Consider the following 23,633-nt stretch of genomic DNA (forward strand, 5'->3'; position numbering starts at 1 on the left):
CGGACCAAGCGCATTGGACCGCACTCCCAGGACGATAGGGGCCCTGGGCAGCTGATGTGTGATGAAAATCGTCAACGACGGGCGATGACGATTCAGATGACTTTACGCGGCGGTCTTGGGCATTGGTACGCGTACGCGGGTGAACATAGTCACACATACGTCAGGCCGGGAGCGTGGAAGCTTCCGGCCTGACGTACATAGTGGTGCGGTGGGCTACTTGCGGACGTTGACCTTCAGTTTGAACTCACCGGAGACGATGACCGGGGACTTGACCGTACGGGCATACGACCGCCCGCTCGACAGCATGAGTGCCGCACTGAGAGTGTCCTGGCGAGGCAGCGACTTCATCTGCTGGATGAGTTGGTCGAAGGACTTTGGACGGGTGTCCTCGCCTGCTATGTAGCAGTCACCGTCCTCATCGCATTCGTACGGGACGTCTTCGAACTCCTCAAATTCCTCGAATTCGTCACCGCCTGACGAATTGCCGACGATTGTCGCAAGCGACGCTCCCCGAGCCGACTTTGGGACTTTCCAGGTCACCGTGCGGATCATCGGCACCGCATGGGACTTCTTGTCGGCCTTGACCAGGTTGACCCGAACCGTGAGCTTCTTGCCGGCCCGTACCGTGACCTTGCTGCCGGACGTGGACTTCCGGTTCCACTTGCCCTTGGCGCGGACGTCGACCGATCCGATCTTGTACGCCCGATGTTTCGGCGTGACCTTGTTGGTGAAGCTCACGCCGGTGATCTTCACGTTCTCGAACTCGTTGTCGAAGATTGTGCTGATATCGCCTGCGAGCCCGAGCACGATCTCTTCGCCGATCGAGTCGCTGCTGGAGTAGCGCTCGCTGCGGCTGAAGCTCTGCTGAGCGCCGTTGGCTCGCGTGTAGTTGATCCGCCACGACACGACGGCTTCGCCACCAGCGTCCTGATCGAGGCTCAGAACGGAATCGCGGTAGGCCTGTGTCGCCGCGATGAATGCCAGCGACTTCGGGTTCGGGACCGTGGAGACGCTGCTGCGGCCGTTGGTCGTCGAGGTGATGGTCGGGTAGGTCGGAACGGCGCCTAGCTTGCCCAAGATGGCGTGCAGGCCGTCCTTGGCGAGGGTGCCGCTCGGTGCGCCGAGGTTGGCCATCTTGAAGGAGAAGGCGCCGGCGGCCTGGACCATGACCGCTGAAGCGCCGTGGATCGCCTTGGTCGAAGGCGCGTGCTCGTAGGGATGGCCGAACGCGAGGACCTGGTTGCCGCAGATCGCCGTGGCAGTGCCGACGCCGTAGGACGCGACTGATCCGTAGGAATCGGAGGCAGCCAGGTTGCCGCCCGGGACGATCGGAATGTCGCGGCCCTGGGTCGAGCCGCCGGAGCCGGCAACCCGCGGGACCGGCTGACCGGCTTTGCGAGCGATCGCCGCGATAGTCGCGGGCTTGACGTTCTTACCGCCGCTGACCAGGGGCACCGGGTCGAGTCGCCGCAGCTGTCCGGCCGCCGTCGCGGGTACACCGCTGCGGACGAGCTTGGACTTCTCGCTTGACGAGGTCTTGACCGTCTTGGGCGCGGCTGCTGTCCGGGCGAGCAGCGCGGGGCCGTCGAGGAGGTCGTACATGTCGGCAGCCGGGGTCACACCGGCGAACTCCGAGGCGCCGTCTTCGCCGAATGTGTAGGAGACGGCTCCGATCAGGCGGCCGTCGGCGGCGTAGACGGGGGATCCCGACATGCCCGACCAGATGCCGGCGTCGATATCGCCGTTGGCCTTGGTGATCCGAGATCCCGCAGTCTGGAAGACGAACAGGTCGCCGCTGTCATCTTCGACCGTGCCGATGTAGGTGCCGGTGAACTCCTCGGGGGTCTCGGTGGAGTCGTGCGTCACACCGAGGCTGTCCTTGTAGCGGCCAGCGGTCGTCAGGCCCGTCACCTCCTGGAAGGGGGTGAGCTCATCTGCGGGAAAGACGTCTGGGCAGGGGGTTCCGATCGGAACGGCGGATGGTGCGGCGGTCGCGGTGCTGGTCGTGGCGGCGATACCGGCCGCGATAAGTGCGAAAGTTGAAGTGGCGCTGGCGGCTAGGCGCAGCGTACGAGACGTCATCTCGTGCTCCCCTGGGTTAGTGACATAGTGAATCCAATAGCCTACGGGTTGCTGCCCCGTTGTGGGGTGAGTTGGGCAAGTTCACCCGGTTTCCTTTTCCGAATGGAGCCAAGGTAGGATCGTCAAGGCCCGCAAGGGTGTGCGCCCGTAGCTCAACGGATAGAGCATCTGACTACGGATCAGAAGGTTAGGGGTTCGAATCCCTTCGGGCGCGCAAAGCTGGTCTTTTGACCAGCGACAGCAGATGAAAGCCCCGCGAAACGTCATGTTTCGCGGGGCTTTCGTGTGTCTGGGGCCTCTGTTGCGCCCGGAGTGGGATGTCCGTGCACACGAGGGATCTTTCTTTTGGCGACCCCTTGCGGTGTTTCTGGTTTGCCCCTACATTCAGTCATGAATTAGGCAAGGCTTACCTAACTAAGGAGTTTTCATGTCCGTTCTGACCCCCTCTCGACGCACTACTGCCCGTCTCGCCGTCGCGTCTGCTGCCGCTGCAGCGGCCGTCCTGCTGCCGCAGGCGGCCTTCGCCGCCACGGTGTCCATCAGTCCGAGCAGCGGCCTTTCCGACAATGACGTCGTCAGCGTGACCGGTACCGGCTATGTCGCGAACGGCTCGTACAAGGTCGGCATCTGCTCGAAGGAGACCTACGGGATCTTCGGCATCCCGGCCTGTGCGACAGGCGTTGCTGTCAGCGCCAGCGGCAGTGGTGCCTTGAACGTCAACTACACCGTCATCGCGACGAACGCCAACGCCCATGCGTCTATCCCGGTCGTCGGCCTCGGTCAGCCCAGCACGTTCACGTGTGCCGGCGTCGGTGACGACGACTGCGAGATCGTGGTGACCGATCACAACGGCACCAGCTCGACGGTCGTGGCGCGCCAGGACATCTCCTTCTCCTGATCGAGCGATTGGCCCCGCCGTTCGGCGGGGCCAATCTTCGGTTTTGCTGACCGCCGGATTCGATATGTATTAGGTTAGCCTCGCCTCACTTTGAGTCTCCCCACTTTCAAGGATCTCCATGCACTCCCGCCATCTGCTGCCCCGTTCCTTCGCGGCGCTGGTCGTCGCTGTCGCCCTCGTCTTCTCGACGCTCGGGATCGTTGCTGCGACGACCGCACCTGCGACCGCTGCCTCGGCTGACATCACGAGCGGCTCGTTCGTGTGGGGCTTCAAGGAGTCGTGGCGCAAGTACATCGCGGACGGCGCCACGACTGGCGACGGCGCGACCATCACGGGGCAAGTCCCGAACGGGACCCAGATCCCGTACCCGGCAGCGTTCTCGTTCCCGATCGAATCGGGCTCCTACGAGCCGGAGACCCGGACGACGACCCTCAGGCTCAAGGGATATGTGCACTTCCGGTCGTGGTTCGGGCAGGTCACGCCCGGGCAGTACGCACTCGACACCAAGTTCAGCGACCTGACCGTCACGATCAGCCCCGCCACCCAGGAGATCCGCGGCACCCACACGGGTTACAACCGCAGCGATCCCGGCGGAGCGCTGCACGTCGATGAGGACGTCGTCCTGGCCTCGATGGATATCACCGCAGCGACGACGAGCTTCGCCGACGACGCCACGAGCTGGACGGGTATCCCGACTGTTGCCGGCGACGGCTTCTCGATCTACGGCCCGGGCACGACCCTCGACGCGGCATCGATCTCGTACCCCGGCCCGGGCGGCATGCCGGACCTCACCGAGAAGTTCGACGCTCCAGGCGTCCCGGTCATCGATGCGGGTGAGGTGTGGGCGACCGGTAGTGCCGACTACAACACCAATGGCGGTGCGCGAGAGCTCGAGGTCTCCGGCGACGGCAAGCGGCTGTTCTCCTTCGAGACGTCCCCCACGACCGGCGGCAAGCTTGTTGTCACCGCGGTCAATGCAGCGACCATGAAGACCGAGGGCACGCCTTACGAGTTCAACTACGCCCCCGGCTCGTTCAAGTACGTCCGGACCGCGATCGACCCCGAGACCGACACCCTCTTCTTCGTGACCGGCAAGGACGGAGCCAGCGGTCTTGAGACCACGGTCCGGAGCCTGAACTTCAGCAAGGAGTCCGGCGTCTTCACCGCTGGCGTCGTCGGCCGGCTGCGAGATGCCGCAGGCGCTGTCAACGTCGGACCACTGGTGTGGAACGGGATTAAGCGCGAGCTCTTCACCGCGACCAACTACGTGACTCGCCCTGACATCCTGACGGCGGACGAGGCCTATCGCTTCGTCCGCAGCGGCTCCCAGTGGGACGTGTCGCGGACCGACCTGAGATATCCCACGACGGGAGACTTCGCGGGCGCGACGAGCAATGTCGCGAGCGCTCTGACGGCGTCAGGTAGCTCCAGCCAGATCGCCGATCGTCTCGCCGTGGCATCCGACGGCTCGTACATCCTGGCTGCGGGTGCGACGACGGTCTACCGCGACGCCGCATCGGTCACTCCGCGGATCACTCATCGCATGCCTGCCTTGCGCCTGGTCTTCGGCGCTGATGGGGCGGCCACGATGACCGAGATCGCCGGCACCGTGCAGACAGCGACGGTCCTCGGCACGTACTACGGCTACAGCCGGGTCATCACGACCAAGGGTGGTGTGACGTACCTTCACGGCGACGGCCAGTCGCTGCAGGACTACCTCCGCGTCGACCTGGCTGGTGGGTCACCCACTGTCGGGACCCCCGTCACCGGCCCGGACATCTTCACTCCCTATGGGATGTCGGTCCTGGCGTCGTCCATGATCGACGACCCGTCGCATGGCCTTCTCTGGGCGACAGATCCGCAAGATGTCGACGGCAAGTCGCTCAAGGTCGTCGACGATGACGGCGTGGTCGCCGCCTATCGCATCGCCGACTTCGCCGACAACTACTTCGGGGAGCGCACGATCCACGCTCTCGCGGACGGCGCGCTGATCATCCCTGCCAAGGACCCGGTCTCCGGCACGTACGGGTGGCAGCGTGTGGACGTGCTCGGCATCGCCCCGGCCGTCACCGAGCAGCCCGAGCCGGCCACGGTCGAGCTGGCGGCGGACGAGGAATCCAGGAGCATCTCCTTCTCCGCTGCGATCGACACAGATATCGGCGGTGACCTGCAGTGGCAGTCCAAGCCGGTCGGTGCTTCGAAGTTCGCCGATGTGCAGGGCGCGACGTCGACGTCGTTGGCCGTCGACGCTGGTCCGCGTACGGACGGCAGCCGGTATCGCCTGAAGGTCTCGAACGGCGCGGGGACGGTCGTCTCGGACGAGGTGACCTTGTCGGTCACCTATTCACCCCGATTCGCGGTCCAGCCCAAGAGCGTCACGGCACGTCCGGGCACCATCGCGAACTTCAACGCCGAAGTGCTCTCGAACCCGGGCACCACCTCGACGGCGTGGCAGCGCAAGTCTGGTGGCTTCTGGGTCGACATCGTTGACTCGGATGACAATTTCGCGGTGTCGGGCAATGCCCTCACGGTGCGCGAGACCGACGTCGCCCAGTCCGGAACGCAGTTCCGTCTCAAGGCGGTCAGCTCCCGGGGCACCGCCTACTCATCGGTGGCCAGGCTGACGGTCGAGGCGCCGCAGATCGAAGACGGCTCGATCACCGGAGCCACGTTGGTGTGGACCGGATCGAAGGAGCTGCAGAAGGCGCCGCCCTTCGGCGGTTCCTCGTTCTTCTCTGCGGGAGTCTCTGACGGGCAGGAGTCGACGTATGCGGCGGCGAAGGGGAACGTGTCGATCTTCCAGGTCGACGGGCAGAGCCAGGTGCCTGCAACCTGGTCGACCCGGGCCGCGCACCTCGGTGGCTCGTCGACGCAGACCGTCGTGGTCGCCGACGGCGCGGGCAGGATCGCTGCGGACGGCTCGGCGACGATCGAGTGGGACGGGTCCTGGAGCGTCAACTTCTACGGAGGACTCGTGCCCTTCACGCTCACGGATCCTGTGTTGACCGTGGACGAGCAGGGTAAGGGCACGCTCAAGGCTGATCTGTCCGGCTATGGCTCGACGCAGGAGGATCCGTCGGTCCGTGAGCCGATCGCGAGCGTCGAGGACGTCACGGTGGCGACGTTCGACGACGTGGCGGTCGATCCTGACGGATTCACGATCACACCGGACTACGACGGCGTCGAGGTTGACGTTCCGGTCGAGTTCACGCCGCAGAAGCGATCGGGAGAGTGGGGTGGATGGCCTCAGCCGTTCGTGGGATTCCACCTTGCGACCGGCCTGTCGTCCTACTGGTACACCTCGGGGGGCAGCGCGGATGCGGACAAGGCTCCCTCCGACATCAGGATCGGCAGCTTCGATGTCGCCCGCACGCCGCCGGTCGTGGTGGCGCCGGCCATCGTCGTCCAGCCCTCGCGCACCGCGAGCACGATCGGCACCAAGGCGCGGTTCCAGGTCACCGCGACCGGCACGGATCTTGCCTATCTGTGGCAGCGCCGGGTCGGGTCGAGCTGGATCGACCTCTCGGACGAGCGTTCACCGACGATTGCTCTCGCGAAGGTGCGCTTCGATGACGACGGCGCCCAGTTCCGCGTCAAGGTGTCCAATTCGGCGGGCAGCGTGACGTCGGCGGTGGCGCGCTTGGACGTCGCGGCCATTGCGACATCGGCCGAAGTCACCCGGTCGAAGCGGTCGCAGAAGTACAAGTCGGCGCTGAAGAAGCGGGTGCTGCTTACGGTCAAGGTCCGTTCGGCCACGGGTGGGCCTGCAGCCGGGCGGGTGCGGTTCTATGACGGCAGTCGCAAGATCGCCACGGTCCGGGTCGGCTCGGGACGGGCCAAGTTGCGGCTGCCTCGAACGCTCAAGGTCGGCAGTCACCGCATCAAGGCCGTCTATGAGCCGTACTCGAACGGTGTCTTCGCACGGTCGACGACCAGGACGATCACCGTGAAGGTCACCCGCTAGGGCCGAAAGCCCGGGTGGCACAGCCAGCCATGCAGATTGAGAAATCTGCGTGGCTGGCCCTTTTTTTTGATTGTCACGGCAGTTTCTGATCCCATGTATTGAGACCGGATGAAAACTTCCCCAGTCCGCCGCTGCGAGCAAGAAATGGCTCGGCAGCGGCTCGTTTGCGCTCGTGGCGCTCGACTCAAAACGGGGTGTCCCCGCTCACTTTGTATTTCGAGGTGATTAATATTGCGCTAGGGATTGAATCATGGATCCAATCTCGGATAGTTTCATTCCCACAGTTCATCCGGGGGCAGACCCGAGTGTCTGCGATTGAGAAGAGGAATCACAATGTTGAGGAAGACCTCATCGATCAAGCTGCTGGCTCCCGTGCTGGCTCTTGGCCTGACACTGTCCGCCTGCGGATCATCCGACAGCGAAGGTTCGGACAAGCCCGAGGCCGGCGCAGAGAACACGTACGGCCTGCCGGCCGACTACGTCGGTGGAGAGGTCAAGGTCGGAACATCGGTCGGCCTGGCTCCCTACGAAGTCTTCGGCAAGGACGGTAAGACGATCGAGGGCTACGAGCCCGACATCCTCAACGAGGTCGCCAAGCGCCTCGGCGTCAAGCTCGACTGGACCGCGGCCAAGTTCGAAACGATCATGCCCGGCGTCAACGCCGGACGTTACGACATCGCCGTCAACGGCATCTTCTACAACGAAGAGCGCGCCGCCGAATTCGATCTGCTGAACTACTTCGGCGACTCGGCCACCTTCTTGGTCAAGAAGGGCAACCCGAGCAAGATCGCGTCGTTCGCGGATCTGTGTGGCAAGAACATCGCCGTGCACAGTGGCACCAAGTACGCCGAGGACGTCGCCGAGCTGTCGAAGGAGCACTGCGCCTCCGCCGATCTGCCGGACATGAAGGTCATCAAGTACGGCGACTCGGCCGGCTACGTCCTGCTCATGAACCAGGGACGTGCCGACGCGACTGCCACGGCCCGTCTGGTTGCGGACTACGCCTCGCACATGGGCGACAGCCCGCTGGAGACCGTCCCGGGCGTCGACTTCGACAAGTCGAACTACGCGCTCGTGTTCAAGAAGGACAGCAAGCTCGTTCCGGCGTTCCAGAAGGCACTGCAGTCGATGATCGACGACGGCACCTACGGTGACATCGCCAAGAAGTGGGGCCTCGAGCAGAGCATGATCGAGACCGCTAGCACCGAAGCGCCCGCGAGCTGATCACTAGATGAACTCCACCACACCAAAGCAGCACTCCGCCTCGGCCGACCTCGCGKCGGCCGMGCGGGTGCTGCCCCGGCGGCATTACGGACGTTGGTTCTCTGCCGCCCTGATCGTGGCCGTGGCCGCGATCGTCGTACGCCAGTTCGCCAACGCCGAGATCGACTGGGGAATCATCCCCGACTACGTGTTCTCGGGCATCATCCTCGAAGGCCTGTGGGGCACTATCGCTCTCACGATCCTGGCCATGGTCGTCGGCATCACCGTCGGCGTCGTGGTGGCGATCATGGGGCTGTCGGACAATATCGTCCTGCGTGCCTCGGCCAATTTCTACCTGTGGTTCTTCCGCGGTATCCCCGCGCTGGTCCAGCTGCTGATCTGGTTCAACATCGCGCTGGTCATCAAGGACGTCAACTTCCCCCCGTTCTATGAAGGTTCGACCAACGATCTCGTGACCCCGCTCGTCGCGGCGGTCCTGGGCCTCGGCCTGTCCGAAGGCGCCAGCATGGGTGAAATCGTCCGCAGCGGCATCCTCTCGGTCGACAAGGGTCAGGCCGAAGCGGCGCGCGCCCTCGGCTTCACGCAGGGCAAGACGATGCGCCGGGTCATCCTCCCGCAGGCGATGCGCGTCATCGTGCCGCCGACCGGCAACGAGATCATCAACATGACCAAGTACACGTCGTTGGCGTTCGCGGTCTCGTACTCCGAGCTGCTGAGCAATGCGACAAATGAGTACTCCAGGAACTTCAAGGTCATCGAGCTGCTGTTCACGATCACGATCTGGTACCTGGTGCTGACCACGATCTTGATGTTCATCCAGGCCCGCGTCGAGGAACGCCTCGGCCGCAGCAAGGGTCAGCAGGCCAAGGCCAAGCGTCGGATCCGCCGATTTCGCCCGGAGGTGAAGGTATGAGCACCCTTGTCAACGTCACGGGAGTGACCAAGAGCTTTGGTAGCAACCTGGTGCTCAAGGGCATCGACCTGTCGATCGAGAACGGGAAGGTCCTGTGCATCATCGGGCCGTCGGGCTCGGGCAAGTCGACATTCCTGCGCTGCCTCAACCATCTGGAGAAGATCGACGGTGGACGCATCGAGATCGGCGGCGAGCTGATCGGCTACGAGCGTCACCGCGGTCACCTGCGGGAGATGCGCGAGAGCGATATCGCCAAGCAGCGCAAGTCGATCGGCATGGTGTTCCAGAACTTCAACCTGTTCCAGCACCGCACCGTGCTGGAGAACATCATCGAGGCGCCGATCAAGGTCAAGGGTGAGAACCGGGCCGAAGCGGTCAAGACGGCCAATCAGCTGTTGGCGCAGGTCGGTCTGGCCCATCGCGGAGACGCCTACCCGTCGCAGTTGTCCGGCGGACAGCAGCAACGAGTCGCGATCGCGCGTGCCCTGGCGATGAAGCCCGCGCTGATGCTGTTCGACGAGCCGACGTCGGCTCTGGATCCCGAGCTCGTCAGCGAGGTCCTCAACGTCATGAAGGGACTCGCCGAGTCCGGAATGACGATGGTCGTGGTGACTCACGAGATCGGCTTCGCCCGCGAGGTCGCCGATGAGCTGATCTTCATGGACGACGGACTCATCGTCGAACGAGGCGTGCCTGAAGAGGTCATCTCGGCTCCGCAGCACGAGCGCACCAAAGAGTTCCTCAGCAAGGTCTTGTGACGGTCTTGTGAATGCGCGGATTGGAGTAGAAGGCATGGACCTCGAGGAAAGCTTCCACACCGTCATCATCGGCGGCGGTATTGCCGGTGTCTCGCTGGCGTACTACCTGGCCGAACAGGAGGGTGACGGCAACGGCATTCTCGTGCTCGAGGCCGACGAACTGGCAAGCGGTGCCACGGGTGGCTCGCTCGGTGGCGTGCGCCAGCAGTTCAGCACGGCACAGGCAGTCGAGTTCGGAATTCGCGGCCTCGACTTCTGGCGTGGATTCGAAGATCGCTTCGACTACCCGTGCCCATTTCATCAGGAGGGCTACCTCCTGATGACGAGCGAGGCCGAAACCTTCGGGATGCTGGAAAAGGCAGCCCAGGTCCAGCGTGACGCCGGCGCGCCCAACGTCGAGATGCTGACCGCCGACGGAATCGCCGACCTGCTTCCCTGGGTCGGTACCGACGACCTTGTCGGCGGATGCTGGACACCGAACGACGGCCGGGTCAACCCCACCGACGGCGTCTACGGCCTGGCTCGCGCAGCGCGCAGGCTCGGCGTGAAGTTCCAACTCCACACTCCGGTGCGTTCGATCTCTCCGGTCGGCAGCAGTTGGCGGTTGGAGACTTCTGAGCCGATCGTCACCCAGCGGGTCGTGGTCGCGGCCGGAACCAAGACCCCGGCGCTGCTGTCGCCGTTCGGGCTCGAGCTGCCGATCACGCCGATGAAGATCCACTCGGGATTCACGACCGAGGTGTTGAAGGGCGAACTCTTCCCGATGACGATCGACATGGAGACCGGCTTCTGTGCCGAGCGCGAGCAGGACGGGGCTGTCGTCACCGTGACGAGCTCCAATGCGCCCGACTCCTACGGCGTCGACGACATGCTGATGGAGTTCGCCGAACTGGCCGAGGTGCGGGCACCGATCTTCACGGAGGTCAGCATCCACTCGACCACGACTGCCTATGCCGATGCCACAGGCGGTGACGGCCAGCCGTTCATCGGAGAGGTCGAACCCGGCCTGTGGGTTCTGGCCGGATTCGATGCCCACGGCACCATGATGGCGCCCGTGGTCGCCGAATTCACCGCCAAGCAGATGGCGGGAATCGCAGACCCTGCGATCGACCCGAGCGTCTATGCGCCGCGCCGAGAAGCCGGCGCCGGTGAGTGGCTGCGCGCCGCCAAGCGCGAATAGCGCCGTCTCGTCCGAACTGAACGACCACCTGACCCTGAAAGAGGAAAGTCCATGACGTTCGCCATCGGCACCGCATGTGTCGAGGTGCAGGATCGCTCCTGTGTCGACGTGTGCCCGGTCGACTGCATCTATGAGGGTGATCGCAAGCTCTACATCCACCCGGATGAGTGCATCGACTGCGGCGCCTGCATGACCGAGTGCCCGGCCAAAGCCGTCATCCGGATCGAGGACGCGCTCGACGTCGATCAGGAGGCCGTCGCCGACAACGCACGGTTCTTCCTGGAGATCCTTCCGGGGCGCACCGAGCCATTGGGATCGCCCGGTGATTCCCGCGCGATCGGCCGAGTCGGCGTTGACACTCCGTTCATCCAGGACTTCGTGGCTCAAGGCACGGACGCATGAGCAGCCTCGTCCGGGTCGCGCTGGTCGGGCTCGGCGGGATGGGTATGCGTCACCTGCGCGCGTACGCCGCTTTGCACAACGAAGGTGTGGCCGATGTCGAGCTCGCCTTCATCTGCGATCGTGACGAGGGGCGCCAGCTGGCGGCAGCGAAGCTGTATGAGTCGCTGACCGGGGTGTCACTCGACTGCGTCGCCGACCTCACTGATCTCGCGGCGGGCGATGTCGACGCGGTCCACCTGGCAGTGCCGACCGGTATCCACCGTGTCGTGGCCGAATCGGCCTTCGCGGCCGGACTGCACGTGCTGGTCGAGAAGCCCATCGCGATCACGATCGCCGATGCGCGTGCGATGCAGACCGCCGCCGACGGGGCTGGCCTGGTGCTCGCGGTTGCCGAGAACTTCCGTCGCATCCCGTCGAACCGGGCGGTGCGGGCCATGGTGCGCGACGGCCTGATCGGTCGACCGTACTTCTCGACGTCCTTGTTGTCGCTCCCGGCGGCGCTCGTCCACCCCGACGGCGGTGGCGCGTGGTTCCGCGATCCGGCGGTGGCCGGGTCATTGGCCGCCCTTGAGATGGGCGTACATGAAATGGACCTGTTGCAGTACTGGTTCGGTCCGATCGCATCGGTGCACGGCACCGCCCGCGTGCTCGAACCGGCCGTGCCGGGCCCGGCGGGCATCGCGCCGGACGACCAGACCGATGACTCGTGCTTCGCAACGGTCAGCCTCGCGAGCGGTGTCGTCGCACAGTTCGCACTGACGATGGCCGGACACGGCGGCGCCCAGGCATCGCGACTGATCGTGGGAGATCGCGGCAGCGTGACATCAGACATCTGGGAGGGCTGGCAGGGCGGATTCGTGACGACCGACGATGGTCAACGCCGCCCCGTGCAGGATCAGGTTGCCGACTGGATCGCGGGCCTGGACGAACGGGAGCGGGCCCAGCTGTTGCCTGCGGGTACCTGGGATCCGGACGATCTGACGATCTCGACCGCCGAGCCGCTGCGCTATGGACTGGCCTACGAGATCTGGGACTTCGCGCGCAGCATCATCGAGTCGCGTCAGCCAGAGATCGGCGGACCCGAGGCCATGACCGCGCTGGCCGGTGGCCTCGCGATCCTCGAATCCTCGTGGGCCAAGCGCGAGGTGTCGATCAGCGAGGTCCTCGACGGCAGCGTCGATGCCTGGCAGGCGAGTTTCCAGGCCCGCCAATGAGCAATCTGCTGGTTCGTGGCGGTCGGGTGCACACCCCCGACGGCTCTGAGCTCCGCGACATCCTGGTGCTCGGCGGCCGGATCGTCGCGGTCGAACCCACGATCGCGTCGGTCGACATCGCCGGCGTCCTGGTGCCTCAGTTGCATGCCACGGGCATGGACGTCTTCGCGGGCCTGGTCGATCAGCACTGCCATCCGACCGGTGGTGGGGGCGGACAGGGACCGGCCAGCCAGAACCTCCCGCTGATGTTCGAGGAGTTCACGACCGGCGGCATCACCTCGCTGGTCGGCGTCCTGGGCCACGACACCGTCGTGCGCAATCCCGAGTCGCTGCTTTCGCGGGTGCGGGCGCTCCAGGCCCAGGGCCTGCATGCCTCGATGCTGACCGGTGAGATCAGCGCACCACCGGTCACGCTGACCGGCGATGTGAGGCGAGATATCGCGCTGGTTGCCGAGGTGCGCGGTCTCAAGATGGCCATCGGTGAACTGGGGGCGGTCAGCTCCTCCCGCCAGCTCGCCGATCTGGCGGCCGCCGTCGCAGCCGGTTCCCGTACCGCGGGCAAGCCGGGTGTCGTGCACATCCACATCGGCGCCGATCCGGCCTGCCTCGATCTGGTCGAGCAGGCCGTGAACGAGCACCACGTGCCGCCTGGTCTGTTGACGATAACCCACGTCAATTGGAATGCCGAGGTGCTCGGGAGATCCATCGAATTGGGTCGACTCGGCGTCAATCTCGACGTCACGGCGTGCATCACGCCGGCCTATTTCGCCGGCACGGTGGCTCCCGAAGCGGCGCTGAAGGTTCTGGTGACAGCTGTTCCTCTCGGCCAGCTGACGGCTTCGTCCGACTCCGGCGGCTCGCATCCTGATGCCCACGGTCTTGTCGTCCACACGCCCGGACTGTTGCTCGACGTGGCGCTCGGCTGCCTGTCTGATGGTCTCTTGACAGGACCCGAGGTCGCGGCGATCTTCGCTGCGAATCCGGCGGGCCGCAATGGTCTGAGCGAAGCCGGTCGGGTCGAGCCGGGAGCTCATGGCGATCTGTTGGTCGTCAACGCCGCACACGGCCGTTCCTCGGCCACGGTGGTGCTCGGTGGACGTGTTGTCGTCGCTGACGGAACCGCCACGGTGACCGATCCGTTGACTCGCACCACGGCGGACCGATGACCGCCCATCCGTCCGTCGTCGACATCAGGCGTGACCTACATGCCTATCCGGAGCTCGGTTTCATGGAGTACCGGACGTGCGCCGTGGTGGTGCAACGGCTCAATGAGCTGGGCTGGTCGGTCTCGGTCGGAACCGAGGTGCTCGACCCGGCGCTGCGGATGGGAGTGCCGCCGCAGGAACAACTCGACGAGGCGTGGCGCGAGGCATTGGCCGCAGGAGTTCCCGAAGCGGTGCTTGCGCCGATGGCAGGCGGGATGACGGGAGTCGTCGCGACGCTGACGGGACGCCGGCCGGGCCGGGTCGTGGCGATCCGCGCCGATATCGACGCTTTGCCGGTGCTCGAATCGGCCGATCAGACCCACCCGCCGACGGCGCTCGGCTTCGCGTCCACCAGACCCGGACTCATGCACGCCTGCGGCCACGACGGGCACGTCGCGATCGCCTTGGACGTGGCCAGACGACTGGCCGACCGCGACTTCGCCGGAACTGTCAAGTTGCTGTTCCAGCCGGCCGAGGAGGGGCTGTGCGGCGGCCGGGCGATGGCGGCATCCGGCGTGCTGGACGACGTGGACGATCTGTTGTGCATCCACTTGGGTGTAGGAGTCTCCAGTGGTGCCATCAGCACCGACACCGCGGGATCGCTCGCATCGGCCAAGATGCGTGCGACGTTCGAAGGCACCGCCGCGCACGCGGGTCTGGGTCCAGAACGCGGACGCAGTGCCCTGCTGGCGGCGGCTGCTGCGACGCTCGCGGTGCACAGCATGCCTCAGCACGGCAGCGCTTCGGTGCGGGCCAATGTCGGTTCGCTACACGCTGATGGCGCGACCAACGTCGTACCCGCGCGGGCGGTCATGACGTTGGAGGTGCGGGCCAGTCGCTCCGACGCCTGCGCGGAATTGCTGTCGCGGGTCGAGCAGGCCCTGCACGGAAGCGCCGCGACGTACGGTGTCGGTTGCTCGATCGATCTGATCGGCCAGGCGCCGGCCGTGGTGTCGGATGCGAGTCTGGCCGAGAGGGTCGCTGGCGTGGCGACCACGGTGCCGTCCGTGCTCGAGGTACTGCGGCATACGTCCGACGAGGGCAGCGACGATGCGTCGTGGTTGATGGACCGGGTGCACGAGCTCGGGGGGCGGGCGATCTACCTCGTGATCGGCAGTTCACCGGCCGCGCACCACCATGAGGCGACCTTCGACCTGGACGAACAGGTGCTCCAGATCGGATCGGATCTGCTGTTCCAGAGCGTGCAGGAGCTCGGCACCCGCTCCTGACCCGTGCTCCCGCGCCCCTGGGGCGGTGCGCCAGCGTCCAAGACGTCGGGCTAGGTGGACGCCAGCGCACCGCCCCAGGGGTGGTGCGGCGGCGGGGAAGGGTTACAGAATCGCGGAGCTGTCGATCGTCGAGCGCCACGGCTTGCGGGCGAGGAGGTCGTCGACGTCGATGTCGAACTCCAGCTGCGGGAGGAGCTGAGCCAGTTCGCCGTCGCGGTGCAGGTTCTGCAGATTGATGACGGTGCGGGCGTCGCGGGCCGCTGCGGCGTCGGCGATCGCCTGGTGCTCGTGCGCGTTCGCGATCGCGGCCTGGATGTCGGAGGTGTAGAGCGAGCGGTACGCGTCGGCGTTCCAAGCCTGCTGGATCGCGCCCAGTAGCTGCTCGTGTTCGGGCCGGGTGCACAGCGCGAAATGGAAGCTGCGGTTGGCGTACGTCGCCGCGACCCGGTCTCCGGCGGCCAGGGCGTCACTCGTGGCATCGCAGGCGGCCCGTATGGCCGCGACGTCAGCGTCGGTCAGGTGCGGGACCGTGCGGGCCACGGCTTCGGCCTCCAGCAGCTCACGGGTGCGGTACAGGTCGAACAGCGACTCCAGGCTCAGCCGCGGAACGACATATCCGCGGTGGGGTTCGTACTCGACCTGGTGCTCGCCTTCGAGGATGCGCAAGGCATCGCGGACCGGCGCGCGGCTGACGCCCAGGTTCTTGGAGATCGCGTCGACATTGACCCGGCCGCCGACCGGGAAGTCGCCGACCAGCAAGGCTCGCCGTACTTCCTGCAGCACCGCCTCGACCTGGGTCGGGGGCTTCTGAAAAGAAGGCGCGCTTGACATGACTCTCCTATCGAATCCTGGATCCAAGGAGCCTAGCAGCATCAGCAGACAGGGTGATTCGATTGTTCGGGTGATCTCACATACAAGGACGCCTGCCCTCGACTCCTTCCAACAATCCGACAAAGCGGCCGCTTACTTCTGTGATTCCAGGCTTTTTAGTGCCTGAAGGATTTTCTGTCAACCCATTGACAGTGGAGTATGCATCCTTCATATTGGATCCATTCGCCGATCCGAACCAGGACTAGCACACCCACGAAGTGTCCCTGGACAAGGCTCAGCGGCCACCACGGATGGACGACGCTCTGCTCGCCCGCCAAGCCCCGAGAACGCCGAGTACGCCCCCGGATCACGTTGTCAGTTGCGCCCCAGTGGGGCGCCGGTCCCTGGGGTGAGTTCGGCGCGCTCGCCTGACGAAAGGGAAGTTTCTTCGATGAAGAACAACGGCGCCACACGATTCATGACCGGCCTGGTGATCGGATTGCCGATTCTGGCACTGACCGCCTGCGGCGGAGCATCCGGCGAAAGCGGCGATATCAAGATCGGCGTGCTCGCGCCGATGAGCGGAAGCGTCGCGGCCGACGGAGAAGATATGGTCCGAGCCTCAAAACTGGTCGTCGAGGAAGTCAACGCAGACGGCGGCATCGACGGCCGCAAGATCAAGCTGGTGGTGGCCGACGATGCGTGCGAGGCCCAGCAGGGAACCCAGGCAGCCCAAAAGCTCGTCACCGACAAGGTTGTTGCGGTCGTCGGCGGCTTCTGTTCGTCCGCGACCTTGCCCGCCAGCGAGGTGTTCCACCGCTCCGGGGATCTCCCGCTGGTCACGTCGGTGTCGAGCAATCCCAAACTGACCGACGCGAAGTACCCCGGAATCACCCGCTACATCGGGCGTGACGACCAGGAAGCGCCGGTCACGGCGGTCTACATCGCCGACCAGCTCAAGTCCGAGAAGGTCGCGATCATGAATGACAACACCGAGTTCTCGCGCTCGGTGGCGGACTCGCTGAAGTCGGAGATCAAGGCCAAGGGCTCTGTCGAAATGGTTTACGACGATGGAATCCAACCGGGCCAGAACGACTACCGGGCGGCATTGGAGCGGGTCAGCCGAAGCGGTGCGGACACCCTGGTCTACACCGGCTTCTATCCCGAATTCGGCATCCTCGCCAAGCAATGGGCCCAGCTTCAGCATGGCTATCGTTTGGTCGGTGGTGCCTCGTCGATCGACCTGACGGTCCTCGCGGCGGCGCCCAAGGCCGTCACCTCGCCAGAATTCAGCATCATCTCGTACCCGACAGCAGGACTGTTGCAAGGCGATCAGGCCGATAGGTTCCGCGCAGCGTACGACGCGAAGTTCGACGCGACGCCGGGGCAGTTCGGCGTCTTCCAGTACGACGCCATGCAGGGCCTGGTCAAAGCATTGAAGGAAGATCCGAAGAAGCTCGATCCCAAGGATCTCGGTCGCCGCCTGCGGGCGCTGACGTTCACCGGCGTGACCGGAGACATCTCATTCGACGAACGCGGCGACCGCAAGGCCTTCCCGTTCCTGGCCATCCGAGAAGGCGAAGTGGGCAAGTTCGCCCCCATTGCGTCCTACTCCCCCGACGCAGGTTGGTCGGACGTCGGTTAAGCGGATCTGAGCCAGGAAAGGTCGCCTCCTCATGGACACCTTCATCCAGGTCGTCTTGACCGGCTTCACGATCGGATCCTTCTACGCACTCGTGGCCCTCGGGTACACGATGGTCTACGGGATCGTCAGATTGATCAACTTCGCGCATGGCGATCTCGTCATGGTCGGCGCGTATCTGGGCTGGATGTTCCTCCAGATCGGCTGGATCGACGCGATGCCGATGCTGCCGAGATTGCTGGTGGCAGGTACCGGCGCGGTAGTGGGAACCTCACTGCTGTCGCTGGTCCTGCTGCGCTTCCTCTACACCCGGTTGATCGGCCGATCCACGCTGGGATTCATGCTCGTGACGTTGAGCGTCGCCTTCGCGATCGAGGAGATCGTCAAGCTTGTCTTCGGCGCTCAGCAGAAGACCTACCCGCAGACCGAGCTCGGCAATATGACGATCGACATCGGGGGCGTCGCGATCAGCGGCATGGACGTCCTCGTGATCGGCCTGGCCGGTCTGCTGATGGTCGGCATGATCTATTTCGCCCAACGGACCATGACCGGAACCGCGATGCGGGCGCTGGCCGTCGACCACGATGCGGCCAGGTTGATGGGCATCAACGTGTCATTCCTGATAGCTGCCGCCTTCGTGATCGGTGCGGCCCTGGCTGCTCTCACCGGGGTGCTGGCCGGTGCCTACTATCAGCGGATCTCCTTCGACATGGGATTCGCCTTGGGTCTCAAGGCCTTCACCGCAGCAGTCATCGGCGGTATCGGAAATATCGGCGGTGCCGTCCTCGGCGGTCTGCTGATCGGGCTTCTGGAGGCATTCGTCCAGGGCTATCTGGCAGGAACCTGGTCCGATGCGGTGATCTTCGGCGCTTTGATCCTCGTCCTGTACGTCCGACCACACGGAATCCTTGGCGAACGAGTTGCGGAGCGTGCCTAGATGTTGACCTTTTTGCGCCATGACAAGCTGCGCAGTCTGTGTGATCGGGCTGCGACCTCGATGATCGCGATGCTGTGCCTCGGCCTGCTCGCGGTCGGAGTGCTCAGCCTCTACGGATCCGACTACATCACGACCGTCGCGATCGGCGTGACGACCTATGCAGCGCTCGGCCTCGGCCTGAACGTCGTGATGGGCTACGCGGGCCTCCTGGACATGGGGTACGCGGCGTTCTTCGCGATCGGCGCCTACGTCTCAGCGATCTGCGGGGTCCAGTGGGGGCTCAACTTCTTCGTGTCGATCCCGATCGCGGTGCTGGTCACCAGCGTCGCCGGCATCATCATCGGCTATCCGACGCTGCGCCTGCGTCCGGACTATCTGGCGATCGTGACGATCGGATTCGGTGAGCTGATCCGCACGATCGCCAACAACTGGGATTTCGTGGGCGCCTCGCGGGGACTGTATCCCTTGCCGATCCCGACGCTGGGAGGGTTTCAGTTCGACTCGCCCATCCGTCAGGCGCTCCTTGCGTTCTTGTTGTTGGGGATCGCGGTCGTGTTCTGCAACCGCCTCGGACGTTCGCACATCGGCCGGGCCTGGCGAGCCATCCGCTCTGACGACATCGTGCCCGAATCCATGGGGCTGCCGACGCTGCGACTCAAGATCGGGGCGTACATCGCCGGTGGTGCGATGGGTGCTCTGGCGGGGTCGATCTTCGCTGCGCGATCCGTGGCGATCGACCCGACGAACTTCACGTTGTTGTTGTCGGTCCAGATCATCATGGTCGTGGTACTCGGCGGACTCGGTAGCACGACGGGCGTCTTGTTGGCGGCGGTGATCTTCGTCGGGCTGCCCGAGGTGTTGCGTTCCTTCCAGGAGTACCGTCTGCTGCTCTTCTCGATCGCGGTGATCGTCCTGGTCGAATTCAGGCCGCAAGGGATGATTCCCGAACGGGTGGCCACCCGGGTTCCTGCCTTGGACGGTCTCCCGGAGCGGGTCGCTTCTCGGCGGCGCGAAACCACACCGTTGTCGGGCAGTCCGCTGCTGGAGGTCCGCGACATGACCCAGAAGTTCGCCGGGCTGACCGCGCTCGACGGCGTCTCGATGACGCTGGAGAGCGGAAAGGTCGTCGGCATCATCGGTCCCAACGGGGCGGGCAAGACGACGCTCGTGAACGCAATCACCGGAGTGTGCAGTGCGACGCGCGGATCGGTTCTGCTCGACGGGACCACCATCTCGAATCTCTCGGCCCACCGCGTGGCTCGTCTCGGCATCAGCCGGACGTTCCAGTCGGCTCGCCTGATCGACCAGATGACGGTTCTCGACAATGTCCTGGTTGCCGACTACGCGGACTCGGGGCTCACTGTCAGACATGCGCTGCTCTCGCCGGGTTCCATGAGGCAGTACGACAGCGAGGCCGCCGTGCGGGCGCTGCAGATGCTCGACCGGGTCGGGATTGCTCACCTGGCCGGCCAATGTCCGCCCGAATTGTCGTACGCGGACCGGAGACGCGCGGAGATCGCGAGGGCGCTCATGATGGAGCCGCGTCTGCTGATTCTGGATGAACCCGCGGCCGGGATGAATCCGGTGGAGAAACAAGATCTGGTCAAATTGCTGCGCTCAATCGCCGCGGAGTCTGTCGGCGTTGCGTTGATCGAGCACGATATGCCGCTGGTCACCTCGGTGGCCGACGAGCTCGTGGTCCTCGATCAGGGGAAGGTCATCGCGGCCGGGAAACCCGCCGAGGTTCTGGCCCGGCCCGACGTTATCGAGGCCTACCTCGGAGCGCCAACTGCGCAAGAAGGAGGGACACGCCATGGCACTGCTCAGCATTGAGGCTGTCGATTTGGGATACGGGGAGTTGACCGTTGTCCACGACATGACGTTCGACGTCAACGCCGGGGAGGTCGTGGCGCTGCTCGGCCCTAACGGGGCCGGTAAGACCACGACGATGAACGGCATCTCCGGTCTCTTGACGCCCAAGCGTGGACGAATCCTCCTGGAAGGGCAGGACATCGCCGGGATGCCGGCCCACGAGGTGGTGTCGAAGGGGTTTCGCCATGTTCCTGAAGGCCGGCGGGTTTTCGGCACTCTGTCAGTCGGTGAGAACTTGCGCCTCGGTGCGTACTCGCTGAGAAAGACCCGATCGGTGATCGGCGAGCGGATCGAGGAGGTTTTCGAGATGTTCCCGGTCCTGGGGCAGCGTCGCGATCAGCTGGCAGGGACCTTGTCCGGAGGAGAGCAACAGATGCTCGCGGTCGGTCGGGCTCTGGTCACCCGGCCTCGAGTTCTGGCTCTCGATGAGCCGTCATTGGGGCTGTCGCCGCGAATGTCCCACGAGATACTCGGTGTCGCCTCGAGGCTCGCCGAGGCAGGGACGGCCGTATTGCTGGTAGAACAGAACGTCCGCGAGGCGCTGCGGATAGCTGACCGTGCCTATGTCATCGAACTGGGTCGGATCGTCCTGTCGGGAACCGGCAAGGAGCTTTCGGCCAATAAGCGCATCGAGGAGACCTATCTCGGTGGCACGGTTGACGATGGCAGCAATACTGCTGGTAATCAGGCGTGAGGAAGGAATCCATGACGATTCGCGATGTGGCCCAGTTCGCGTCCGAGCTCACGATCGACCTCATTCCCGATCTTGCCCGCACTCGCGCCCGACAAGGTCTGCGTGACACGGTCGCCACCGCGCTGGCGGGCGCGACGACGAGCGCGGCCCGCACGGCGGAGATGGCCTTCGGCGATGATCTCGGAGACTTCCGGGTTCTCGCGCCGGGCGCTCCGGGACGCAGCGCGACAGCGGCCGGCTTCCAGAGTGCGCTCGCGGCAAGCGCTCTCGACTTCGATGACGGGCACTATCAAGGCGGTGCGATCCATCCGTCCTCGGTCATCGTGCCGACGATCTTGGTGGCTGCCTCGAATCGGCCCACCTCGATGAAGGCGGTGCTGGAGGCGCAGGTGGCAGGTTTCGAAGTCGCCGTCCGGCTCGCCCACCTGTTGTGGCCCAAGGATGAGGTCACCGATCGCTGGTATTGCTCGGGGACTGCCGCGGCCGTCGGAGCGGCGGCCGGAGCGGCGAAGGTCCGAGGGGCTGATGAAGACGGGATCCGGCGGGCGATGCAGATCGCCTGGGCCCACGCTCCGATGGCGGCGCTGCAGTGGCCCATGGTCAAGGAGGCGATCGGCTGGTCCGGAGCCACGGCATTGACCGCCACGAAGCTCGCCGAGGCGGGATTCATGAGGCCGACTCTTGGCGGCGATGTGGCCGATCCGGCGATTTTCCCCGCCACGCCATTCGATGAACCCGGCGCGATGAATGATCCGTTCGTCGACTCGTGGGGCACGGTGTTCGAGATCGAGCGCTCCTACCTCAAGCCGTACCCGAGCTGCAGATACACCCACACGGCGCTCGACGCGTTGGCCGATCAGATCACGCAAGGGCTGGCGGCCGAGCAGATCGAAGGCATCACGGTGCGGACGCACCGATGGGCATCATTCCTCGACCACAAGCGGCCGCCGAGCCTGGAGCACGCGCAGTACAGCTATCCGTTCGTGCTGGGGACGCTGCTGACACACGGCACGGTCGGTCCGGCCCAGATGACGGCCGAGGCCCTGAGTAACGAGCGAGTCCTGGCCGTGGCCGAAACTATCGAAGTGGTGCACGATCCGGCTCTGGATTCCCATCTTCCCGACAAGTATCCGACGCAACTCGAGCTCCGGTTGTCCGACGGCCGCACGATCGTCTGCGAGCCACGGATCGATGCGCGCGGCGACGTGGAACTGCCGATGAGCGAATCGGATCAGCGGGCCAAGTTCTTCAGCTGCGTCGAGCCGGCACTGGGCGCCGAGGTTGCCCGGCAACTCGCGGACGGATTCGACGGCGATATGGACACCGCCGGGTTGTGGGCACTGATCGGCCGCAGCAGCTAGCGATCGAGGTGTCTGCCGGCCTGGCAGGCACCGCACGCATCCGGCTGGTCGGTTGGCCAGGCCGGTGAATCGACGACGGCATATGCGGTCGTTCTTGCCGGGCACGGGTCGCGTGGAGACGACTGTGCCGCTCGGGTGGAACGTGACACCCGACATATGTATGATTGAATCCTGGATCCAATCCTGACCTTGGAGGTGGCATGACAACGCCCGATGCATCAGCGATCGAGCAATTCCGAATTGCGATGGAGCAGTTCTGGCATCCGGTGATCCGGTCGCAGGATCTCGGCGACAAGCCCGAACGCATCACGATCCTCGATCAGGACATCACTGTCGTCCGCTTGGACGGCGAGATCGCCGCATTCCCCGATGTGTGCCGCCACCTCGGTGCCGCCCTGTCGCTGGGAGATGTCACCGACGGCGGCAAGGCGTTGCGCTGCCGCTACCACGGTTGGTCGTACGACAAGTCGGGCCGTTGTATCGACATCCCGCTGCGTGCCAGCGAGAAGATTCCCGCCCAGGCGCGCGTCCGCAAGTACCACTCGCAGGAGCGCTACGGCCTGGTGTGGGTGTGCCTGGCCGAAGAGCCCGTCGGCGATCTGCCGCCCTACGACGAGTTCGACGATGACCGGTACTACAAGAACGAGATCCTGCAGCACGACGAGTGGGCAGCCAGCGCGCCCCGGCTCGTGATGGCCGCCTTGGACGACACGCACTTCTCCTGGGTGCATCCAGGTTCGCTGGGCGTGGCCGGACAGCCGCGCATGCCCGAGCGTGTCGGTGACGTCCCGGTCCGGGTCGAGGACAATATCCTCTACTCGGACTATCGCACCCGGCTCCCGGCAGGTCCGCTGGCACACGAGGGCGCAGAGGTCGGCGAGGACGAGACGATCGAGGTCGAGTTCAACAACGTCTCGACGATCTCCTCGACCAAGAACATCGTCAAGTCCGCGATCGGCGACTCCGTCACCTGGAATGTCTACCTGCCGGTGTCGTACAACCGCACCCTGACGTTCACGCAGCTCGCACGCACGTACGACAAGGATCCCGCCAACGATGCGGCGATCGAGGAGTTCAACCTCGGCGTGAAGCTCGAGGACAAGGAGATCGTCGAGAGCCAGAAGCCCTGGCTCCTGCCGCCGCTGCGCGCCCAGATGATCCTCTACGTGCGTCCCGAGGACGTGCCGTTGGTCGAATTCCAGAAGATGGCCGAACGCCTCGGCGTTCCACAGGTCTGACGGAGGAGAA

The 23,633-nt window shown here is 64.9% G+C and carries 18 protein-coding genes and 1 tRNA gene; 17 read left to right on the forward strand and 2 right to left on the reverse strand.

Annotated features, from left to right (window positions below; translation table 11 throughout):
* Positions 1-213: 213 nt before the first annotated feature.
* Complete coding sequence (locus tag ACXJKC_RS03050; RefSeq protein WP_456695198.1) at positions 214-2,082, reverse strand: hypothetical protein; 1,869 nt, start codon at positions 2,080-2,082, stop codon at positions 214-216.
* 141 nt (positions 2,083-2,223) lie between these two features.
* On the opposite strand from ACXJKC_RS03050, the gene ACXJKC_RS03055 reads away from it, so the two are divergent.
* The 11 genes from ACXJKC_RS03055 (at position 2,224) to ACXJKC_RS03105 (ending at position 15,069) form a co-directional block, all read left to right on the forward strand.
* Positions 2,224-2,296 (forward strand) — tRNA-Arg (locus tag ACXJKC_RS03055).
* Between the two features lie 213 nt (positions 2,297-2,509).
* Complete coding sequence (locus ACXJKC_RS03060) at positions 2,510-2,980, forward strand: neocarzinostatin apoprotein domain-containing protein (RefSeq protein ID WP_456695199.1); 471 nt, start codon at positions 2,510-2,512, stop codon at positions 2,978-2,980.
* Positions 2,981-3,098: 118 nt separating this feature from the next.
* On the forward strand, positions 3,099-6,944 hold the full coding sequence (locus tag ACXJKC_RS03065) for an HtaA domain-containing protein (RefSeq protein ID WP_456695200.1): 3,846 nt from the start codon (positions 3,099-3,101) through the stop codon (positions 6,942-6,944).
* Positions 6,945-7,277: 333 nt separating this feature from the next.
* A complete protein-coding gene (locus tag ACXJKC_RS03070) occupies positions 7,278-8,168 on the forward strand; it encodes an ABC transporter substrate-binding protein (RefSeq protein ID WP_456695201.1) in 891 nt (296 codons plus the stop codon).
* Between the two features lie 7 nt (positions 8,169-8,175).
* On the forward strand, positions 8,176-9,081 hold the full coding sequence (locus tag ACXJKC_RS03075) for an amino acid ABC transporter permease (protein ID WP_456695202.1): 906 nt from the start codon (positions 8,176-8,178) through the stop codon (positions 9,079-9,081).
* A complete protein-coding gene (locus ACXJKC_RS03080; protein ID WP_456695203.1) occupies positions 9,078-9,839 on the forward strand; it encodes an amino acid ABC transporter ATP-binding protein in 762 nt (253 codons plus the stop codon). The genes ACXJKC_RS03075 and ACXJKC_RS03080 overlap by 4 nt, the downstream gene beginning before the upstream one ends.
* 34 nt (positions 9,840-9,873) lie before the next feature.
* Complete coding sequence (locus tag ACXJKC_RS03085; RefSeq protein ID WP_456695204.1) at positions 9,874-11,019, forward strand: NAD(P)/FAD-dependent oxidoreductase; 1,146 nt, start codon at positions 9,874-9,876, stop codon at positions 11,017-11,019.
* Between the two features lie 51 nt (positions 11,020-11,070).
* Positions 11,071-11,421, forward strand: coding sequence for an indolepyruvate ferredoxin oxidoreductase subunit alpha (locus ACXJKC_RS03090; protein ID WP_456695205.1), 351 nt, complete (start codon positions 11,071-11,073; stop codon positions 11,419-11,421).
* Positions 11,418-12,635, forward strand: coding sequence for a Gfo/Idh/MocA family protein (locus tag ACXJKC_RS03095; RefSeq protein ID WP_456695206.1), 1,218 nt, complete (start codon positions 11,418-11,420; stop codon positions 12,633-12,635). The genes ACXJKC_RS03090 and ACXJKC_RS03095 overlap by 4 nt, the downstream gene beginning before the upstream one ends.
* Positions 12,632-13,801 carry a hypothetical protein gene (locus ACXJKC_RS03100; protein ID WP_456695207.1) on the forward strand — a complete coding sequence of 390 codons (1,170 nt, stop codon included), beginning with the start codon at positions 12,632-12,634 and terminating at the stop codon, positions 13,799-13,801. The genes ACXJKC_RS03095 and ACXJKC_RS03100 overlap by 4 nt, the downstream gene beginning before the upstream one ends.
* Positions 13,798-15,069: an amidohydrolase gene (locus ACXJKC_RS03105; RefSeq protein ID WP_456695208.1), complete on the forward strand. Its 1,272-nt coding sequence runs from the start codon at positions 13,798-13,800 to the stop codon at positions 15,067-15,069. The genes ACXJKC_RS03100 and ACXJKC_RS03105 overlap by 4 nt, the downstream gene beginning before the upstream one ends.
* 102 nt (positions 15,070-15,171) lie before the next feature.
* Here the strand turns inward: ACXJKC_RS03105 and ACXJKC_RS03110 are convergent, their stop codons facing one another.
* Positions 15,172-15,900: a GntR family transcriptional regulator gene (locus ACXJKC_RS03110; RefSeq protein WP_456695209.1), complete on the reverse strand. Its 729-nt coding sequence runs from the start codon at positions 15,898-15,900 to the stop codon at positions 15,172-15,174.
* 430 nt (positions 15,901-16,330) lie between these two features.
* Here ACXJKC_RS03110 and ACXJKC_RS03115 point away from each other — a divergent pair, with 430 nt between their 5' ends.
* The 6 genes from ACXJKC_RS03115 to ACXJKC_RS03140 all read left to right on the forward strand — a co-directional run bounded on the left by ACXJKC_RS03115 (position 16,331) and on the right by ACXJKC_RS03140 (position 23,623).
* Complete coding sequence (locus ACXJKC_RS03115) at positions 16,331-17,524, forward strand: branched-chain amino acid ABC transporter substrate-binding protein (RefSeq protein WP_456695210.1); 1,194 nt, start codon at positions 16,331-16,333, stop codon at positions 17,522-17,524.
* A gap of 31 nt (positions 17,525-17,555) precedes the next feature.
* On the forward strand, positions 17,556-18,458 hold the full coding sequence (locus tag ACXJKC_RS03120) for a branched-chain amino acid ABC transporter permease (protein WP_456695211.1): 903 nt from the start codon (positions 17,556-17,558) through the stop codon (positions 18,456-18,458).
* Positions 18,459-20,291: a branched-chain amino acid ABC transporter ATP-binding protein/permease gene (locus ACXJKC_RS03125; protein ID WP_456695212.1), complete on the forward strand. Its 1,833-nt coding sequence runs from the start codon at positions 18,459-18,461 to the stop codon at positions 20,289-20,291.
* The gene (locus tag ACXJKC_RS03130; RefSeq protein ID WP_456695213.1) at positions 20,272-21,024 is read left to right on the forward strand and encodes an ABC transporter ATP-binding protein; all 753 of its coding nucleotides are present in this window, start codon (positions 20,272-20,274) and stop codon (positions 21,022-21,024) included. The genes ACXJKC_RS03125 and ACXJKC_RS03130 overlap by 20 nt, the downstream gene beginning before the upstream one ends.
* 11 nt (positions 21,025-21,035) lie before the next feature.
* A complete protein-coding gene (locus tag ACXJKC_RS03135; RefSeq protein WP_456695214.1) occupies positions 21,036-22,385 on the forward strand; it encodes an MmgE/PrpD family protein in 1,350 nt (449 codons plus the stop codon).
* A 200-nt stretch (positions 22,386-22,585) separates the two neighbouring features.
* A complete protein-coding gene (locus tag ACXJKC_RS03140; protein ID WP_456695215.1) occupies positions 22,586-23,623 on the forward strand; it encodes a Rieske 2Fe-2S domain-containing protein in 1,038 nt (345 codons plus the stop codon).
* Positions 23,624-23,633 lie beyond the last annotated feature (10 nt).

The sequence above is a fragment of the Aeromicrobium sp. P5_D10 genome (assembly GCF_054049535.1).

Excerpts from the sequence above, each read along its gene's own strand:
- ACXJKC_RS03110 (WP_456695209.1), bottom strand. The coding sequence starts at position 15,900 with ATGTCAAGCGCGCCTTCTTTTCAGAAGCCCCCGACCCAGGTCGAGGCG.
- ACXJKC_RS03085 (WP_456695204.1), top strand. The coding sequence starts at position 9,874 with ATGGACCTCGAGGAAAGCTTCCACACCGTCATCATCGGCGGCGGTATT.
- ACXJKC_RS03080 (WP_456695203.1), top strand. The coding sequence starts at position 9,078 with ATGAGCACCCTTGTCAACGTCACGGGAGTGACCAAGAGCTTTGGTAGC.
- ACXJKC_RS03065 (WP_456695200.1), top strand. The coding sequence starts at position 3,099 with ATGCACTCCCGCCATCTGCTGCCCCGTTCCTTCGCGGCGCTGGTCGTC.
- ACXJKC_RS03130 (WP_456695213.1), top strand. The coding sequence starts at position 20,272 with ATGGCACTGCTCAGCATTGAGGCTGTCGATTTGGGATACGGGGAGTTG.
- ACXJKC_RS03135 (WP_456695214.1), top strand. The coding sequence starts at position 21,036 with ATGACGATTCGCGATGTGGCCCAGTTCGCGTCCGAGCTCACGATCGAC.
- ACXJKC_RS03125 (WP_456695212.1), top strand. The coding sequence starts at position 18,459 with ATGTTGACCTTTTTGCGCCATGACAAGCTGCGCAGTCTGTGTGATCGG.
- ACXJKC_RS03105 (WP_456695208.1), top strand. The coding sequence starts at position 13,798 with ATGACCGCCCATCCGTCCGTCGTCGACATCAGGCGTGACCTACATGCC.
- ACXJKC_RS03070 (WP_456695201.1), top strand. The coding sequence starts at position 7,278 with ATGTTGAGGAAGACCTCATCGATCAAGCTGCTGGCTCCCGTGCTGGCT.
- ACXJKC_RS03060 (WP_456695199.1), top strand. The coding sequence starts at position 2,510 with ATGTCCGTTCTGACCCCCTCTCGACGCACTACTGCCCGTCTCGCCGTC.
- ACXJKC_RS03120 (WP_456695211.1), top strand. The coding sequence starts at position 17,556 with ATGGACACCTTCATCCAGGTCGTCTTGACCGGCTTCACGATCGGATCC.
- ACXJKC_RS03115 (WP_456695210.1), top strand. The coding sequence starts at position 16,331 with ATGAAGAACAACGGCGCCACACGATTCATGACCGGCCTGGTGATCGGA.
- ACXJKC_RS03090 (WP_456695205.1), top strand. The coding sequence starts at position 11,071 with ATGACGTTCGCCATCGGCACCGCATGTGTCGAGGTGCAGGATCGCTCC.
- ACXJKC_RS03095 (WP_456695206.1), top strand. The coding sequence starts at position 11,418 with ATGAGCAGCCTCGTCCGGGTCGCGCTGGTCGGGCTCGGCGGGATGGGT.
- ACXJKC_RS03140 (WP_456695215.1), top strand. The coding sequence starts at position 22,586 with ATGACAACGCCCGATGCATCAGCGATCGAGCAATTCCGAATTGCGATG.
- ACXJKC_RS03050 (WP_456695198.1), bottom strand. The coding sequence starts at position 2,082 with ATGACGTCTCGTACGCTGCGCCTAGCCGCCAGCGCCACTTCAACTTTC.
- ACXJKC_RS03100 (WP_456695207.1), top strand. The coding sequence starts at position 12,632 with ATGAGCAATCTGCTGGTTCGTGGCGGTCGGGTGCACACCCCCGACGGC.